Annotated in this window: 17 protein-coding genes; 3 read left to right on the top strand and 14 right to left on the bottom strand. The window is 39.0% G+C overall.

Annotation, left to right across the window (positions count from 1 at the left end; all coding sequences use genetic code 11):
• Positions 1–24: 24 nt before the first annotated feature.
• From LIT25_24810 to LIT25_24840, 7 genes are all read right to left on the bottom strand, one after another.
• A complete protein-coding gene (locus LIT25_24810) occupies positions 25–1,242 on the bottom strand; it encodes an O-antigen ligase family protein (protein USK33684.1) in 1,218 nt (405 codons plus the stop codon).
• 67 nt (positions 1,243–1,309) lie between these two features.
• Complete coding sequence (locus tag LIT25_24815; protein USK33685.1) at positions 1,310–1,978, bottom strand: exopolysaccharide biosynthesis polyprenyl glycosylphosphotransferase; 669 nt, start codon at positions 1,976–1,978, stop codon at positions 1,310–1,312.
• A gap of 15 nt (positions 1,979–1,993) precedes the next feature.
• Positions 1,994–2,176: a hypothetical protein gene (locus LIT25_24820; protein ID USK33686.1), complete on the bottom strand. Its 183-nt coding sequence runs from the start codon at positions 2,174–2,176 to the stop codon at positions 1,994–1,996.
• Between the two features lie 14 nt (positions 2,177–2,190).
• Positions 2,191–2,955: a tyrosine protein phosphatase gene (locus LIT25_24825; protein ID USK33687.1), complete on the bottom strand. Its 765-nt coding sequence runs from the start codon at positions 2,953–2,955 to the stop codon at positions 2,191–2,193.
• Between the two features lie 127 nt (positions 2,956–3,082).
• The gene (locus LIT25_24830; GenBank protein USK36402.1) at positions 3,083–3,730 is read right to left on the bottom strand and encodes a CpsD/CapB family tyrosine-protein kinase; all 648 of its coding nucleotides are present in this window, start codon (positions 3,728–3,730) and stop codon (positions 3,083–3,085) included.
• Between the two features lie 46 nt (positions 3,731–3,776).
• Positions 3,777–4,520, bottom strand: coding sequence for a capsular biosynthesis protein (locus LIT25_24835; GenBank protein ID USK33688.1), 744 nt, complete (start codon positions 4,518–4,520; stop codon positions 3,777–3,779).
• Positions 4,521–5,012: 492 nt separating this feature from the next.
• Positions 5,013–5,156: a hypothetical protein gene (locus tag LIT25_24840; protein ID USK33689.1), complete on the bottom strand. Its 144-nt coding sequence runs from the start codon at positions 5,154–5,156 to the stop codon at positions 5,013–5,015.
• A 321-nt stretch (positions 5,157–5,477) separates the two neighbouring features.
• On the opposite strand from LIT25_24840, the gene LIT25_24845 reads away from it, so the two are divergent.
• Together LIT25_24845 and LIT25_24850 are read left to right on the top strand one after the other, a co-directional pair.
• Positions 5,478–7,088, top strand: a complete 1,611-nt coding sequence (locus LIT25_24845) for an SWIM zinc finger domain-containing protein (protein ID USK33690.1) — start codon at positions 5,478–5,480, stop codon at positions 7,086–7,088.
• Positions 7,078–9,834, top strand: a complete 2,757-nt coding sequence (locus LIT25_24850; GenBank protein USK33691.1) for a DEAD/DEAH box helicase — start codon at positions 7,078–7,080, stop codon at positions 9,832–9,834. The genes LIT25_24845 and LIT25_24850 overlap by 11 nt, the downstream gene beginning before the upstream one ends.
• 462 nt (positions 9,835–10,296) lie before the next feature.
• Here LIT25_24850 and ssb read toward each other — a convergent pair whose 3' ends face one another.
• Together ssb and LIT25_24860 are read right to left on the bottom strand one after the other, a co-directional pair.
• Entirely contained in the window at positions 10,297–10,644 is a 348-nt protein-coding gene (gene ssb / locus LIT25_24855; protein USK33692.1) for a single-stranded DNA-binding protein, read from the bottom strand.
• Between the two features lie 157 nt (positions 10,645–10,801).
• Positions 10,802–11,200, bottom strand: a complete 399-nt coding sequence (locus LIT25_24860; GenBank protein ID USK33693.1) for a hypothetical protein — start codon at positions 11,198–11,200, stop codon at positions 10,802–10,804.
• Positions 11,201–11,459: 259 nt separating this feature from the next.
• On the opposite strand from LIT25_24860, the gene LIT25_24865 reads away from it, so the two are divergent.
• A complete protein-coding gene (locus LIT25_24865) occupies positions 11,460–11,915 on the top strand; it encodes a YwpF-like family protein (GenBank protein USK33694.1) in 456 nt (151 codons plus the stop codon).
• Positions 11,916–11,939: 24 nt separating this feature from the next.
• Here the strand turns inward: LIT25_24865 and LIT25_24870 are convergent, their stop codons facing one another.
• From LIT25_24870 to LIT25_24890, 5 genes are all read right to left on the bottom strand, one after another.
• Positions 11,940–12,215 carry a hypothetical protein gene (locus tag LIT25_24870; GenBank protein ID USK33695.1) on the bottom strand — a complete coding sequence of 92 codons (276 nt, stop codon included), beginning with the start codon at positions 12,213–12,215 and terminating at the stop codon, positions 11,940–11,942.
• 137 nt (positions 12,216–12,352) lie between these two features.
• Positions 12,353–13,324 (bottom strand): NERD domain-containing protein, encoded by a 972-nt coding sequence (locus tag LIT25_24875; protein ID USK33696.1) that lies wholly within the window; start codon positions 13,322–13,324, stop codon positions 12,353–12,355.
• A 1,126-nt stretch (positions 13,325–14,450) separates the two neighbouring features.
• Positions 14,451–14,885 (bottom strand): 3-hydroxyacyl-ACP dehydratase FabZ, encoded by a 435-nt coding sequence (gene fabZ / locus LIT25_24880; GenBank protein USK33697.1) that lies wholly within the window; start codon positions 14,883–14,885, stop codon positions 14,451–14,453.
• 66 nt (positions 14,886–14,951) lie between these two features.
• Positions 14,952–15,209, bottom strand: a complete 258-nt coding sequence (locus LIT25_24885; GenBank protein USK33698.1) for a DNA-directed RNA polymerase subunit beta — start codon at positions 15,207–15,209, stop codon at positions 14,952–14,954.
• A gap of 17 nt (positions 15,210–15,226) precedes the next feature.
• On the bottom strand, positions 15,227–16,018 hold the full coding sequence (locus tag LIT25_24890) for a flagellar hook-basal body protein (protein USK33699.1): 792 nt from the start codon (positions 16,016–16,018) through the stop codon (positions 15,227–15,229).
• Positions 16,019–16,031 lie beyond the last annotated feature (13 nt).

The following is a 16,031-nucleotide window of genomic DNA, read 5'->3' on the forward strand; positions in this document are numbered from 1 at the left end:
CAGGAAGATTTTAAATCAGCCCTTTTATTTTCTTGTTTTTAATTGGCCACTTTCCATAATAACTATAGGCAATAAAATGTAAAAATAAGGATTTGTAAGAATATTATGTGTGAAAAATCCCAATATCAGTAGCATAATACACAGATAGCCGCCAATTAAATTTAATTCGTCGGATTTTCTAAGTAATCGAGTTGTAACATTTAGGATGAATATTAAAAGAATTATTAAGATTGGAAGAAACAATATTCCTGTTTCCACTAGAGTATTAACATAAAAATTATGGGAAGACAGATTTAATTCATTGATTGAACTATTTCCAATTCCTACTCCAAAAATTGAATCATTAAAAATTGTTTCTAATCCCTTTATTAAGGCATCATATCTTCCATTAGTGAAATCACCGTTATTATCCCCTTCAACCAACCGTAAAAGAAAAAGAGGATTTATTCTATTGATCAATAGAATAACTGTTGAAAGGACCACAATAAAAGTTGCTATAGCAAACATTTTGCTTTTAGTACTTATACTTTTTTCAAAAATTAAAAGCAAAAAAACACCAATAATTAGTATTAATATCCCACCTCTAGATTGTGTAATTAATAGTCCGAAAATATTTACAGCTCCAATAAAGAAACCTATATAACGGTTTACTTGTTTTCTCAATAATAAAAAAATAATTGGAAATGTCATAAATGTGATTATTTGAGCTTGAAGGTTAGCATTTCCAATGTAGCCAGAAGAACGATAAAAATATCTATCTCCGAATAAAGCTAAGTTTGAGTACCAATCAATAATTCCAAATAAAGATGTTATGAGACCTATTATGCCTAACAAAAGAAAGAATTTATTTTTTTCTATATTTTTATATAAGATTAAAACAAATAAAAGTGTTATTAAATTTTTAAATAATAATTTTATGAATTCAAAAACTTGGTCTGGAGAACTATTAACACTCCCAAATATTAAATAGAACAGATAAAATGCATATATACTTAATAACGAAATTATATATTTCTTATTAAATTTTATTTGCACTTTCTTTATAAGAATAATGAAAATTATTATTATTATTATTAAACTATCAAGGAATACAATTCCATATTCTTCTCTTAGCAATCTTTCTAGTCCAGAAACCTGCATTAATATAAAAAGGAAGATATAAAAGTTTAAAGAGTTAAATCTTAATGAAAAATACATAATAATTGGAATAAAAAAAACTGAGTAAAAAATTGTTTGATTCATATAAATTATCCTTTTTAAAAAGCTCTTAAGTTAACTTTAAAAGTTTTATCTAATAATTTTATGTAATTCACCTAGCACCATCACCAGTTAATACTACTTTGAAAGTTTTTATAATAACCTTTATATCTAATGTAATACAACGATTATTTATATAATATAAATCTAAATCTAACTTTTCTTTTGGAGTGATATCATAACCACCATTTACTTGTGCCCAGCCAGTTAAACCTGGAGTAACATTCAATCTTTCAGAAAAACCAGGGAATTCATTATTAAATTTTTCAGTAAATAAAGGACGTTCAGGTCTTGGTCCAACAATACTCATCTCCCCCTTTAACACATTTACTAACTGAGGTAGTTCATCTATTCTTGTTTTTCGAATAAATGCTCCAACACGAGTAACTCTAGGATCATCTTTAACAGCCCACTGAGCACCTTTTATTTCAGCATCTACTCTCATTGATCTAAGTTTAATAACATTAAAATTTTCCCCTTTAAATCCAACTCTCTCTTGAAAAAAAAATGAAGGTCCTCTTGTTTCAACTTTTATTAAAATTGCAAACAATAAGATAGCTGGAAAAGTTATAAAAAGACCTATTACAGCTAGAAAAATATCAATTAAACGTTTATGGAATAAATAAGATGTAATATTATATTTTCCAGCATTTATTATGGATAAATCTAGACTTTTTGTATGTTCGTTATAATATTCTCTTTTAGTCTTCTTAAATTCCATTCTCTTTCCTCCATTTTAACTCTTAAATAATGAATATTCATTTGTATCAAATACCTTACTATGTACTCTATTTTTCAATCTTTTTTCAATAGTACTTTTTAATAACTTTTCTATTTGAACAACTTGAGTATCAGTCGCATCATGTTTAATATAACGAACAGTTCTAACAATAGTCTTTGGAAATTTATCTAATTCCATCTGTTTACCTCTCTCTAAAATATGCCTAAAATCTTTTTTTTCTTAATTCTGTTTGGACCCGGTTTATAAACAGATAAATTCTTGATTAAAAGCTCTGCATTTTCATTAAAAAAGTATGTAGCATCTACGCCAAATTCTTTATTGAGAACACCATATCCGTCAGTTAACCGAAACGGACGATTTTTTAAACTATGAACATCTGAGGCTATGAAATGAGTTAGTTGTGATTCTATTAATTGCAGTGTAAATTTTTTGATGTTTTTTCCAAAGTGACCCGTAAGGCTCGATGCAGTAATTTGGGTTAACGCGCCCATACTCACAAGCTTATATATCAAGTCTGGGTTTTCGACTATTTCTGAGTTGCGTTCTGGGTGAACAATGATTGGTGTTAGGCCCTTCATTTGGATATCAAATAGCATTTTTTCTGTGTATCTTGGCACATGTCCAGATGGCAGCTCGATAAATACGTAGTTTGAATGGTTAAGAGGCAGGATCACATCCTCTTCAAGTTCATTCAGCAGATCTCCATGAATTCGTGTTTCCTGTCCAGGTAAAATGGTTAGAGGAATGTTTTCTTTGTTTAGAAGCAAGTTTAGCTCATCAACTTTTTCGATTATCTTATTTTTGCTGTTTATATACGTACCATTTTGATGATGAGGTGTAGCAATTATAGTGGTAATGCCCTCATTTACAGCAGCTTTTGCAATCAAGAGTGCTTCTTCATAACTGCTTGCACCATCATCAAGGTTAGGTAGGATATGTGAATGTATATCAATCATAAGAACCATCTCCCCTTGTTAGTCGGATGGGTATTTCACCTTTTGCACAAATCTTCACTGGTATAAATTACCTAAGCAGAAGGCATTATGGGACCTGGGTCAAAAGAGGTGTGCTTTGTTATAACGACTATTTTTTCGCACCATAGTAGTAATAATAATGACTGTCTTCCCGCTTCTTATTATTTAACACCGTGCCAAGAATTCTAGCTTGGGATTGCTCTAATGCATCCTTTGCTTTCTTTGCTGATTCCAATTCTGTTTTTCCGCTGTTTATGACAAGAACTACGCCATCTACTGCATTTGAAAGGATTTGTGCGTCCGATACCGCAAGCACTGGAGGTGTATCAAATAAAACAAAATCGTATTCTCTTTTTACATCTTCAATTAACTGTTTCATGCCATTTGATGCTAATAGTTCAGCTGGATTAGGAGGAATTGGACCGCTCGTTAATAAATACAAGTTTTCCTGTTCTGTATTTTTAACTGCATCATTTAGTGTGGCCTGTCTAGTTAAAACATTCGTAAGGCCAATATGATTATCCGACATGAATGTAAAATGCGCAGTTGGTCTTCTTAAATCACTATCGATCAAAAGCACTTTTTTCCCTTGTTGAGCAAACACAACTGCGAGATTCCCTGCTGTTGTTGACTTGCCTTCTCCTGGTCCAGAAGAAGTAACAATTATTGAAACGATTTCTTCATCCACTGTTGAAAACTGAATGTTTGTGCGAATCGTTCTGAATTGTTCCGCAATTGGTGATTTAGGATTTGTCATTGAAATTAAACTTCTATTTTGCAGCTTAAAAAGCTGTTTTCGGTCTTTACGAGCCAAAGGACCCACCTCTTGTTCGGTTCTTTTCTGAAGCTTTTTGATCTTTTAAGTCTTGGTCTATGTCAATTCTAGTTACAGCGCCAAGAACGGGCAATTCAAGATATTTTTCAATATCCTGTTCGTTTTTAATTGTGTTATCCAGGTATTCAAGCAAGAAAGCAAGTCCGACTCCTGCCATAAGTCCTACTACGAGGGCAATCGCAATGTTTAAAACGGGCTTCGGTTTGATCGGTGAAGGATCTGTACCAAGTTCTGCTTTAGAAAGGACGCTGACATTATCTGCGTTCATAATTTTGACAATATCTTTTTGGAAAACAGTCGCAATCGTATTTGCTATGTCAGCCGCTTGTGTAGGATCCTCATCTTGAACAGTGATGTTTACAACTTGTGAATCCTGTTCACTGCCAACCGTTATCTTGCTGTTTAACTGACTTGCTGACATCTCTAAACCTAACTCTGAAATCACTTTATCCAGAATGGCAGGACTTTTGATAATCACGTTATACGTATTGATAAGCTGCAGATTCGTTTGAACTTCATTGTACTGAACTGCCTGCTGATCACTTTTGGCTTGGTTTACGAGAATTTGTGTAGAAGATTGATAGATAGGAGTGAGAAAAAAGTAACTTACAATTCCGCTTGTTGCCGTGGCCATTGCTGCGATGATGATAATGAGTGAAAGACGCTTCTTCAAGGTGTGAAACAGCTCTTTCAAGCTGATGGTTTCTTCCATGGTACCCTCCAATATGTAGTATGGGAAAATATACAGATATATTTTTAACCAACCAGGGTAATATTCCCTATAAATTCCCCAAAAAAAAATCTATGTTTTTGTCAACATTTAATGTACGTGCTGAATAATGTCATTATAACAAGAAATTGTAAATTGTATATTAATTTTTTTGCAATACCCAAAAAAAGATTCGCCCAGGCGAATCTTCTGATTTTTAAAACTTATTTAATAAAACGGTTACAAAAGCTGTGATCAAGATCGTTAAAAATGGGATAGAAATGGTTAACAGCGCTTTTTTTCTGGCTTTTTCCCGCTCCATTTCTTCCGGGGTCATCCAATTTCTCATAGCTTGTACACCCCCCTCGAAATATGTCGATACTTGTCGAAAAGTATATATAAAATATATCGGGAAGATTATAAATAGTTTAATAGGGATGTTGACGAAAAAAGTCCGCAAATTTATCATTGCGGACTTTTTTCGGTAGAGATCTATTAAGATGCGTATACTTTTCTAAATTGAAGAATCAGCTCATCCAGCAATTCTTTGGTGGTAATTTCATTTGAATGCTCGCCTTTTTGGTAGGCGTGCATTAAAATTTGCAGAAGTTCTTCTTGTTTAAGGCTATTCTCTTTCATTCTACAAATTTTCCTTTCTTTAATTTACAATTTTATACAACAAGCAGATTATACTGCGTTTTGTGTCGACTGGCAACTAATTATATCGTTCGTGTCGAACTATCTTTTATGTCCCCGAATATTCTTACCTCTAAACCTCACCGCCGAAATTTCCCTTTCCGTTTTATCCTTTGTTGATTATCAGTTATAATTAAAGAATTGACTATGAAAAGCACTAGCGCCCGTTTAGCTCCAATAGACAGATGTGTTCTGGGCGATGGAGCTGGACATAGAAGCGCAAAATTATATACTTTCTTATTACTTAAAAAGGAGCGGTGTGCCATGCTTCAGCATGAACTGGATAAAGAGTTGATTCTGCATGCGGGTGAAGAGCTGCAGGATCAGCTTTCGCCTGAGTTAGAAGACGATCGCAATCTTGTTAAAAAAGGGCTGATGCTGTATCGGCAGGGCAGCGTATACAACGTGAAAATAGATGGACACACAATGAGTGCCAATGTGCAGGATGTAACGCCTGTTCGGGTTGTGCTTGAGCTTGATTTTGTTACGATGAGTTCCTGTTCCTGTTCACCAGCTTTTCCCTGCCGTCATGTAGTGGCATCTTTTCTTTATTTATATGCAAGCGTCCAACGAGTCGGTACATATATGGAAGCTTGGAATGCCAAGACGCAGCAGGCGATTCTTGCCCAGCTGAAGCCGGCCAGTCAGATGATACCATCTGTGAGCTGGAAGGATGATTCGCTTTCAAGCTGGCTTTCGTTTTTTGAGTTTGAATACAAGCGCTGGGCTCAGAATCGCCCGCGCAACATTCAGCAGATTCAAAGCTTGTACAACCATTATTATCCCGCGCTGAAGAAGAAGGCTCCGAAAGATGCTGACCTCAGACGGTTTTATACTATACATGCAAACCTTACGACATTGTTCTACATGCTTCGTCTACTTAATGAGACGAAACCAAATGATCATTTGTTACACCATGTTTATCATTCTTATTTTGAAGAGTGTATTGAGTCCATTACATACGAACTGAGGGAGATGCGGAAGTTTGCTTTGCCTTTCTCTTTGGATTCGCTATTTGAAGAGAGCATCGAGGTTTTTCATCAGCTGCTTGATGTCAGCAGTTATTTGCAGTTTGAACGGATTAGTCTTTATCGTTTTCTTTGGATCGGTCTGCTTAATCGGAAGAAGTGGATTGAGCGAGAGGTTGAGTGGCTGAATGAGCAATTAAGTGAACGGGATGTTCCTGAATATCGTCTTGCTTTGATTCATATGGATTTTCTGCAGGGTGATGATGATGCTTTATTTGAGAAGATGAAAGTCTTTAGTGATGGAGCTTTTCCAATTTTGTATGACTGGGTCGGAGATCTTGTTTCCCGGAAAAATTGGAAACGTTCTGCGAAATGGTTTACGTATTTGCTTGGGAAATCGGATGCTTATTTAAATAGTGACATTCCATATGAAGAGAAGCGCCGTTCGATTCGCTTTTTCCTGGATATGCTGTCAGAGTACTCGACTCAGACCAAGGATGAAAGGCTGTATGAGAATGCCTGCCGCAATCTGCTTCCTTTCAGCTATGCAGAGTATCATCATTTTCTCGTAAATCGGAAGCAATATAGAACATGGGCAGAGCTTCATTTGCTGCTTGGGTTTGAATTGTATGAGATTGACCGTGATTTGTTAAAGATGATAGAGAAGGAAAGTCCAGAGTCGCTGCTGACAATATATCACCATGCGATACGCCATGAGATCGCTCTCAGGACTAGAACCAATTATAAACTTGCAGTGCGTTATTTAAAGAAAACGCGCACGTTATATAAGAAGATAAAGAATGAAACGCAATTTGAAATCTATCTTGAAAAGCTTTCACATGAGCACCGGCGCCTGCGTGCTTTTCAAGAGGAGTTGAAGAGAGGAAAGTTGATTCATGCTGAATGATTTGAAGATCTCCGTCCATACGGAACAAATCGAGAATTTTCACTTTTACGTATGGTGCACGACGAAGGATGAGAAAACGCTCGGAACGAATCATATGCGGCGCTACTTGTTCACATGGCATGAATCCTCTTTCTTTGGATCGCTGCTTGAAGATGTGAGCTACATTGGAGTCCCTTCTGTTCTGCTGTCTCCATGGATGATGGTTGAGCTGATCGGAAAAGATACGACGAATTCGCTTGCTGATATTGAGTACAGCGGCGATGCTGTCCCGCTGATTGATGCAGCAGAGGCCATTTACGACTGTATTGTGAACGGCGAGTTTATGCCCGATTTTGAACGGTGGAAAAGTGGTGCCTTTGGTTGGCGTGATACTGCTGGAGAGCTTGAAGGTTTTACGGCGGATTGGCTGTCTGCAGCTGTGAGCGATTTGATTGAGAGGAATCCGGATCTGGGGCGCGCATGGAGTGACATTGTGGAAGCTTACGCCGCTACAGAGAAGTTTGAAGGTCATTTTCTCGATGAGCGCGACTGGTTAGAGAAGATTGGCTTCTTAATAGATGACGCTCCGTTTACGATTGGCCTTCGATTAAATGAGCCTGATTATGATGGCGACGATTGGAAGCTTGAGCTGTTTTTGCGTGACCGCAAGAACCCTGATTCGTTTCATCTTTTTCAGGGACTGAAGGATTTGCCGACTCCATGGAGAGGTTATATGGACCGGATTGAACGTGAGCAGCAGCGGTTTGAGGAAATTGTGCCGTGGCTCTCTTTTCAAAATGGAAACACACATATTACCGAGGATGAGGCGTGGCTCTTTTTAACAAGTGCGAGTGAAACGTTTGTAAATACTGGCGTCGAGATTCTCCTGCCATCATGGTGGCAGGTTGTCCGTGATTCAAAGGTGATGCTGAAGGCGAAGATGTCGTCGGCCCCGCGCGGACAATCCTTTGTCGGTATGAACTCGCTGATTGATTTCAATTGGCGCTTTGCGACGAATGGCGTTGAGATGAGCGAAGAAGAATTCATGGGGATGGTAAATGACAACCGCCGTCTTGTGAATTTTAAAGGACAGTGGATTAAGCTTGACCCTGCTTTTATTAAGCATGTGCAGTCGATTTTGAAAAAAGCAGAAAAAGAAGGGCTCCACTTTTCTGATATTCTCCAGCAGGAGCTGGCTGATGCACGTGATAAGGATGATGAGATTCTTGATTCAAGGGCATTTGCGAATATTCAAATTGAGCTTAGCCGTCAAATGAAGTCGATGCTGCGTCAGCTGACGGAGATAACGGATATTCCTAAGCATGATGTTCCATCGACGTTTCACGGTGATCTGCGCCCTTATCAGCAGCAAGGTGTTGACTGGCTGCTATTTCTCCGGAAATTCCATTTTGGCGCTTGCTTAGCGGATGATATGGGGCTTGGAAAAACGATACAAATGATTGCTTATTTCACGTATGTAGTGGAGCATGAGAAGCGTGAGGCGCCGTTTTTAATTATTGCCCCTACATCTGTACTTGGTAACTGGCAGAAGGAAATTGAGAAGTTTGCCCCTAGCTTGAAGGTTCATCTTCATTACGGTCCAAATCGGGCAAAGGGTGAAGATTTTAATGTATCGCTTGGCGATACGGATATTGTTTTGACGTCTTACGGCCTGTCTCACGCCGATCATGAAGAGATTGCTTCTGTTACGTGGAGCACGATTTGTTTAGATGAGGCACAGAACATTAAAAATGCGCATACGAAGCAGTCCCGTGCGATTCGGAAATTGAAGGGTCTGCATCATATTGCCTTAACAGGGACTCCGATGGAGAATCGCTTAACGGAATTATGGTCGATTTTTGATTTTATCAATACAGGATTTCTTGGCAGCTTGCATAATTTCCATAAGCGATTTGTGCTTCCGATTGAGAAGGATCGGGATCCGGCGATTATCGGAAACTTGCAGCAGATGATTAAGCCGTTCCTGCTGCGCCGGACAAAGCGTGATGAACAGGTTGCGCTGAATCTGCCTGAGAAGCAGGAGCAGAAAGAGTATATCCCGCTTACAGTTGAGCAGGCATCACTTTATGAGCAGCTGGTTAAGGATACATTTGATCAGGTATCACAGCTTGCTGGTATGCAGCGGAAGGCTTTGATTTTGAAGATGCTCGGAAAGCTGAAGCAGATCTGTAATCATCCTGCGCTTTATTTGAAAGAGGAACGTACGGTGTCAGTGACGACACGCTCTCATAAAATTGAGAAGCTGCTTGAGCTTGTGACTGCGATTCGGGAGCAGGATGAAAGCTGTCTGATTTTTACGCAGTATATCGGCATGGGTGAAATGATTCAATCCTTGCTTGAGCGTGAGTTTGGAGAGAAAGTCTTGTTCTTAAACGGCAGTGTGCCAAAAGCAGCACGCGACAAGATGGTAGAGCAGTTCCAGAATAAAGAGTATTCGATTTTGATCCTGTCACTGAAGGCTGGCGGAACTGGTTTGAACTTGACCGCTGCGAACCATGTTGTTCACTATGACCGCTGGTGGAACCCTGCTGTTGAGAACCAGGCAACAGACCGTGCTTACCGCATCGGTCAAAACCGCTTTGTTCATGTTCATAAACTGATTACAACTGGTACAATCGAGGAGAAAATTGATGGCATGCTGGATAAAAAGCAATCCTTGAACGATGAAATCATCCAAAGCGAGAGCTGGATCACAGAGCTGTCCACAGACGAACTGGAAGAGCTCTTCACCCTCTCCATGAGGTAGGAGGCGCGCGACATGAGCAAGAAAAAAGAAGATTTGAAGAAAGAAACAATGAGTGCAGAGTGGAAGAAGCTGTATGAGTTGATTGCTAAGAAGGTTGGAAAATAAGGTTTTGGGGGACCAGTCCGGGTTTGGACTGGTTTTTTTATGTTTGTTTAGTGGTTTTTCTAAATGCAGTTGGGTATTTAAGGTTTTGGAGGTAGCTGTTGGTATGGAAATTCCGTTAGACAGTTGGATTACTTTCCAATATGGGGTTTTTACTTGCCGGAATGGCTCTTTTACTGGCAGGAATCGGACAAATACTTGCCAGTTTGGATTATATACTATCTTTTTTCCAGATACCTCCATCTCTTCAAGCAATTTTTGTCCCTTCACAAGAAAGAACTAGCCGGAGAGGGCCGGCTAGTTAAGTGAGGAAGTGGGGAGTTCGTTGATTCTGTTTCTGTGAGGGGGTTTGAGGGTTTGTTATTTTTCCGTTACTGCAAGTTCACGGGTTTTGCCGCCCATGAAGCGTACGGAGTCAGCGACTACTTCTGTGACATAGACGCGCCTGCCTTCCGAGTTTTCGTAGCTGCGGGTCTGGATGCGTCCGGATACGCCTACGATTGAACCTTTGCGGCAATAGTTGGCTGTGTTTTCTGCCGTTTTTCTCCACAGGGTGCAGTTGACGAAGTCTATGTCCATATCTCCCGCTGCATTTTTAAATGATCGGCTCACTGCGAGTGTGATATTGGCCACAGGCGCCCCTTCTGCTGTGTAGCGCATTTCCGGATCTTTCGTTAAGCGTCCGACCAGCGTGACTGAGTTTATCACCTTATTCCTCCTCTCTTTAGCTTACAAGACTATTGTAGCGGGTATTTGGAATTAGGGAAAATCTTAAAAATGCTGTTTTAAAGTGTTAAAAAGTTATTTTCCTAGCAGAATTTTTGCTTTTTCTAAGAGCATTTATAACGAATTTTTATGTTAGCTGCTATTTTCTATGTATTTGAAATAAATAGGATTGCTGTTCATGGCCTGAAAAAGTGATGCTTTGGAGAATAGCTTGAAATGCTTGTGATGCGATGAGTTCATTTTGAATGGCTGTTTCTTCATAACGCTTGGTTTGATCTGTCCATACGAATGATTTGATGGACATTTCATTTTTTAATAAATCGAATAGGATTCTTACAATTTGAAGCTTGTCTTTAGTCTCGTATAATATTTCTACTGACGCTTCCCTATGCACTTGGAAGTGGTAGTACTTTGTTTTGCCGGCAGCGATCTCCCCTACTTTTAATAATAAAGGTTTATCATCTGATCTTTCCCTCACTATTTCACCTTTTGTTTGCAGATCTTTTACCGAAATTGTTTTTAACTTAATCGTTTCCATTGATCAGCCTCATTTCTTAAAGTTTGCTATTTTACCATAACAAATTTATGAGTTTATGAAAACAACCGAATATAGGCATTTTTACTCATATATTGTCATATTTTGTATTAATCCTTCCTTTTCCTCTTTTTTCCTCTTTTTTTCATCTGTTTAATTGATTCATTCTGCTCATCCCTCCGTTTAGTGCTTCACTCTTTCTGTATGATATAATGTAACAATAACCATACAGGAACGATACACTGGACCAAGGAGGGTATTTATGAAAACGTTTAGACTCGTAGGGCTGACTATTGAAGTGCATGGAGAAAATGGTGCTCGTTTAGAAGAAATCCCCTTATCGGGCGGATTGATCATCAACAAAGAAGACGGGGAAAATCACTGGATGATTGAGGCTCTTTTAACAAAGGAACACCGCTCATACTTTGAAACACTCTCGCAAAAGAATAATGAACTGCGTCTTTATGTGACGATTTCCAAGAAAACCAACAAACCCGCCGAGATCGTGGCGAAGATTAAATCCATCATGGTCCTGGAAGAACATATTTCTGTCTTATTTGAGGGGCGCATGCTCGCGCGAAAAGCAAAGCACGAGCCCGAAAAATTGCTTGATGATCTGCTGACAAAAGGTCTGCACGGTGAAGACTTAAAGCAGGCTTTCATACAAAAGCTAAATGAACAAAGAGAATTAAACGTGAAAAAATCCCCTCAAGTGTGAGGGGATTTTTTTTTATTTATGTGACTATTTGTTTTCGTCTTTCATATCGTTTTCCATGTCATGTTCCATATCTTTCTCGTCTTCTTCCATGTTGTTCTCATCTTCCTGCATGTCTTCTTCCATATCCTGCTCCATGTCCTTCTCTGTTTCTTCCTCAGCAGGAGGCGCATCATCATTTGGCACTTCTTCTTCCATATTGTTATCTTCCGGTGGTGCAGGATCCTGATCGTCCGCACAGCCCGCAATCAGCATAGCTGCTAATAATGTACCTGAAATTTTAAGTAACCACTTCTTATTCATAATCATACTCCTTCCTTAATTGGACCTTTATTCAGCGGTCGTGGTTAGGGTGTCCAGAATGATTAGGTTTATTCGGTAAATTTGTCTAAAATGGGTGCTACAGTATTTATTTACCACACGTCCGAAAATGTAAACGTTTATTTTAAAATGGGGAGCTGGTATTTGCGGTTTTTGTAGGAGCCAGTGTGGTGGAGGTTTAGTACTGTTAATAATTTTGACGCAGAGCTCATGGAGGAGATTCTTAGAAACTGCCTTATTTCTTTATTTGTAATGGTTGGCCCAAGCAACAAAGCGTAATCATTCAAAGAGGCAATATAAGCTTCTTTAGATGTAAACATACATTTTTTGCAAACCCAGCTTCCGCTAACTTTTTTCATCGGGATTGAAAAGCATTTTATGCAATGAACACCCGTTATTAAATCTGACTTTGATAGGTGAAATAGTTGAAGAAGATCTGGGTTATTTGGTGAGTGGTGTTTAATAAGCTGCCTTGACAGCTTATTTAAATCCTTAATTGTTAAAAGCTGGTCTTTATAACGATTATCTAATAAATGAATTTTATCTTGGAGTGAGCCTGCATGTATCACTTTTTTCAACACTGTTTCTGAGTAGTTTGGAATGGTTTTAAGAATCGTTGCGGGATTGCTGATGACGATATAAGAATGTAGTGGCATACTAGGGTAATTGTGTTCAGACAGCCATGTTTGAAGATTTTTCTGTTGGCGCCTCACTTGGAGAATTGGATCAGGAAACGCTTCTTCACGTCCATTTATTGTTCGTATTAGTTGTTTAAATGTTTGATCGAAACATAGTGTTCCACTCATATTTTTCACTTCAAGAATTAGAATATAGGATCTAGTTAAGATAACAATATCTAATTGAAAATAATATTCTTTATTCAGCAGTCGAATATCGTGCAGAACAAGGAACTCTTTCCTTAATAACGGAAGCAAATGATAATCAATAGACTGTTCACCGCGATAGCCTGCCATATTTTTAGCATACTCCTCTTCAATTTTAGCTCTTACTGTATGGTTCTGGGGCAGCCTCCTTAGTAAAGCCTGCAGTTTTTGAATTTTTATTGGTAATTGTTGTTCTTTTTTTATCAAAAAATCACTCCTCTTCTTTTTTAATTTTGTTTATTTCTAGATTTATTAGTAAACTCCTTTGTAGAACGCAAAATAGAATTTTATAATTGAGTTTTGGTTTTTTCTATCGTTTCAAGGGTTTTAAGTTTTGAATGTGATTTGCTGCTCAGATTCAAGGATGAAGGTGATTTACTTTCCAAAATGGGACTTTTACTTGCCGGAATGCCTCTTTTACTAGCGAGAACCTGGGAAATACTAGCCAGTTTGGGTGCAATATTTTCTTTTTTCCAGATACCTCCTAAATAGCGGAGCTGATCTTATTTTCAGGCTCAATTCCTCTATTTCTGCGCTAATATAGACTTTTTTCTAATTGCACTTGGCTATTTAGGCTTTTTCTTTTGATCTGGATGGAATCTGACTGTGGTTTGCCGCTCAGATCTTCTGATGTTTCAGATTTACTTTCCAAAATGGGACTTTTACTTGCCGGAATGCCTCTTTTACTAGCGAGAACCTGGGAAATACTAGCCAGTTTGGGTGCAATACTTTCTTTTTTCCAGATACCTCCTAAATAGCGGAGCTGATCTTATTTTCAGGCTCAATTCTTCTATTTCTGCGCTAATATAGGCTTTTTTCTAATTGCACTTGGCTATTTAGGTTTGTTCTTTTGAAAAGGAGGGAATCTGACTGTGGTTTGCCGCTCAGATCTTCTGATGATTCAGATTTACTTTCCATAATGGGACTTTTACTTGCCGGAATGCCTCTTTTACTAGCGAGAAACAGGTAAATACTAGCCAGTTTAGGTGCAATACTTTCTTTTTTCCAGATACCTCCTAAATAACGAAGCTGATCTTATTTTCAGGCTCAATTTCTCTTTTTCTGCGCTAATATAGGCTTTTTTCTAATTGCACTTGGCTATTCAGGCTTTTTCTTTTTGAACTGGATGGAATCTGACTGTGGTTTGCCTTTCAGATTCAAGGATGATTCAGATTTACTTTCCAAAATGGGACTTTTACTTGCCGGAATGCCTCTTTTACTAGCGAGAACTGGGGAAATACTAGCCAGTTTGAAAGTAATACTTCCCTTTTTCCAGATACCTCCTAAAATCAGCAAAAAAAAAAACGATCCCAACAAGGATCGTCTCAAAAATCTATTCTTTCTTTTCACCCAACGCAAACATCAATTCTGTTTCACATACGACTTCGCCGTTTACTGTAGCGACGCCTTTGCCTTTGCCGAGTGATCCGCGCAGACGGATAATTTCAACTTCGAGGCGGAGCTGGTCGCCTGGTGTTACTTGCTTTTTGAAGCGGCAGTTGTCGATGCCTGCGAAGAAGGCTAGGCGGCCGCGGTTTTCTTCTTTGATCAGCATGGCTACAGCGCCGACTTGGGCGAGTGCTTCAACGATTAAGACGCCTGGCATAACTGGGTATTCTGGGAAATGGCCGTTGAAGAATTCTTCGTTTGCTGTTACGTTTTTTAGCCCGATTGCACGCTTGCCTTCGTCTACTTCAAGGATTTGATCGATGAGCAGGAATGGATAACGGTGCGGAATGATTTCTTTGATTTGTGTGATGTCTAACATTTTAGTACCTCCTCCTAGTACAACCTATTAGTTCTATTATACACAAAAAGGAGGGGTTAGCCCTCCTTATTTTTCGGATTCTTTTTTCACTAGGTCAAAGACGTGCTGCCATGTTTGTTTATCGAAGACGTCTGTTGGCTTTCCATCACCGAGTACACCGTAGCCAATCATCGCACCGCTGATTGCCGCAATGGCCATGAAAAAAAGCAATAAAACAATGCGCAGCCAGATCGGAAATAGCCTGATTCTGATTTTGCTGCTGCTTATTTCTTCTGTTTTTTTCGTTTCTATCACTTCTTCACGAGACTGTTCGTTTGTACTCACTGTAAAAACCCCTTTGCTTATCTGACACTATTGATTAACCCGAGCATTTGATCACCCATGGTGATAGATTTTGAGTTTAATTGATAAGACCTCTGAGCTACCATCAGCTCGGTCATTTCTTTTGATAGATCGACATTTGACATTTCAAGTGCACCTTGCTGAACACCAATTTGATCACGGTTCAAAAACGTGACTGTGCTGTTTGGTGCGTTCTCATTTAAAGCGTACCGATTTCCGCCCTGTTTTTCAAGCATAGATTGCTGATTTACCCCAACTATTCCTAATTGAACGGACTGATTGCCCGGAACTGCCGTTAATCTACCATCAGGTGTTACCTTCAAATTTTCAAACGCAGCATCAAAGAAAATCGGATTTTGATTTTCATCAAGTACAGCGTGGCCTTCAGATGTGACAAGCTGAAGCTGGCCATTCTCTGCTGGATTCAAATATAGAGCCCCATCACGAGTATACTGCACCTCGCCGCCTGCTTCTACTTGCAGGTATTGGCCAGGCTTTGTCAGGGCAAGGTCAAGCTCCCTATCCGTCACCTTGATGCTGCCTTGGGTATACACGGTTTGTCCTGTTACCATCGCGCCGACTCCAGGCCGAACGCCAAGAGCTGTCGACCGCCCAGCAGGGTCGTCCTGAAGTCCGGCATTATTTACCTGCTGATTAAGGAGCTCCGAGAAGCCTGTTTGAGTGCGTTTGTAGCCTTGTGTATCAATGTTTGCCATGTTATTTCCGATCAGATCCAGCTGTTTTTGCAGCTGACCTAATGTATTTGCAGCCGGAATCATCGAACGCAGCATGCTGCTCATCCCC

Origin of the sequence: Bacillus sp. F19, from assembly GCA_023823795.1 — a bacterium.
Taxonomy (GTDB): Bacteria; Bacillota; Bacilli; order Bacillales; family Bacillaceae; genus Bacillus_P.

Excerpts from the sequence above, each read along its gene's own strand:
- LIT25_24845 (USK33690.1), top strand. The coding sequence starts at position 5,478 with ATGCTTCAGCATGAACTGGATAAAGAGTTGATTCTGCATGCGGGTGAA.
- LIT25_24810 (USK33684.1), bottom strand. The coding sequence starts at position 1,242 with ATGAATCAAACAATTTTTTACTCAGTTTTTTTTATTCCAATTATTATG.
- LIT25_24865 (USK33694.1), top strand. The coding sequence starts at position 11,460 with ATGAAAACGTTTAGACTCGTAGGGCTGACTATTGAAGTGCATGGAGAA.
- LIT25_24825 (USK33687.1), bottom strand. The coding sequence starts at position 2,955 with ATGATTGATATACATTCACATATCCTACCTAACCTTGATGATGGTGCA.
- LIT25_24830 (USK36402.1), bottom strand. The coding sequence starts at position 3,730 with ATGACAAATCCTAAATCACCAATTGCGGAACAATTCAGAACGATTCGC.
- LIT25_24860 (USK33693.1), bottom strand. The coding sequence starts at position 11,200 with ATGGAAACGATTAAGTTAAAAACAATTTCGGTAAAAGATCTGCAAACA.
- LIT25_24820 (USK33686.1), bottom strand. The coding sequence starts at position 2,176 with ATGGAATTAGATAAATTTCCAAAGACTATTGTTAGAACTGTTCGTTAT.
- LIT25_24835 (USK33688.1), bottom strand. The coding sequence starts at position 4,520 with ATGGAAGAAACCATCAGCTTGAAAGAGCTGTTTCACACCTTGAAGAAG.
- LIT25_24815 (USK33685.1), bottom strand. The coding sequence starts at position 1,978 with ATGGAATTTAAGAAGACTAAAAGAGAATATTATAACGAACATACAAAA.
- LIT25_24870 (USK33695.1), bottom strand. The coding sequence starts at position 12,215 with ATGAATAAGAAGTGGTTACTTAAAATTTCAGGTACATTATTAGCAGCT.
- LIT25_24850 (USK33691.1), top strand. The coding sequence starts at position 7,078 with ATGCTGAATGATTTGAAGATCTCCGTCCATACGGAACAAATCGAGAAT.
- LIT25_24840 (USK33689.1), bottom strand. The coding sequence starts at position 5,156 with ATGAAAGAGAATAGCCTTAAACAAGAAGAACTTCTGCAAATTTTAATG.
- LIT25_24890 (USK33699.1), bottom strand. The coding sequence starts at position 16,018 with ATGCTGCGTTCGATGATTCCGGCTGCAAATACATTAGGTCAGCTGCAA.
- fabZ (USK33697.1), bottom strand. The coding sequence starts at position 14,885 with ATGTTAGACATCACACAAATCAAAGAAATCATTCCGCACCGTTATCCA.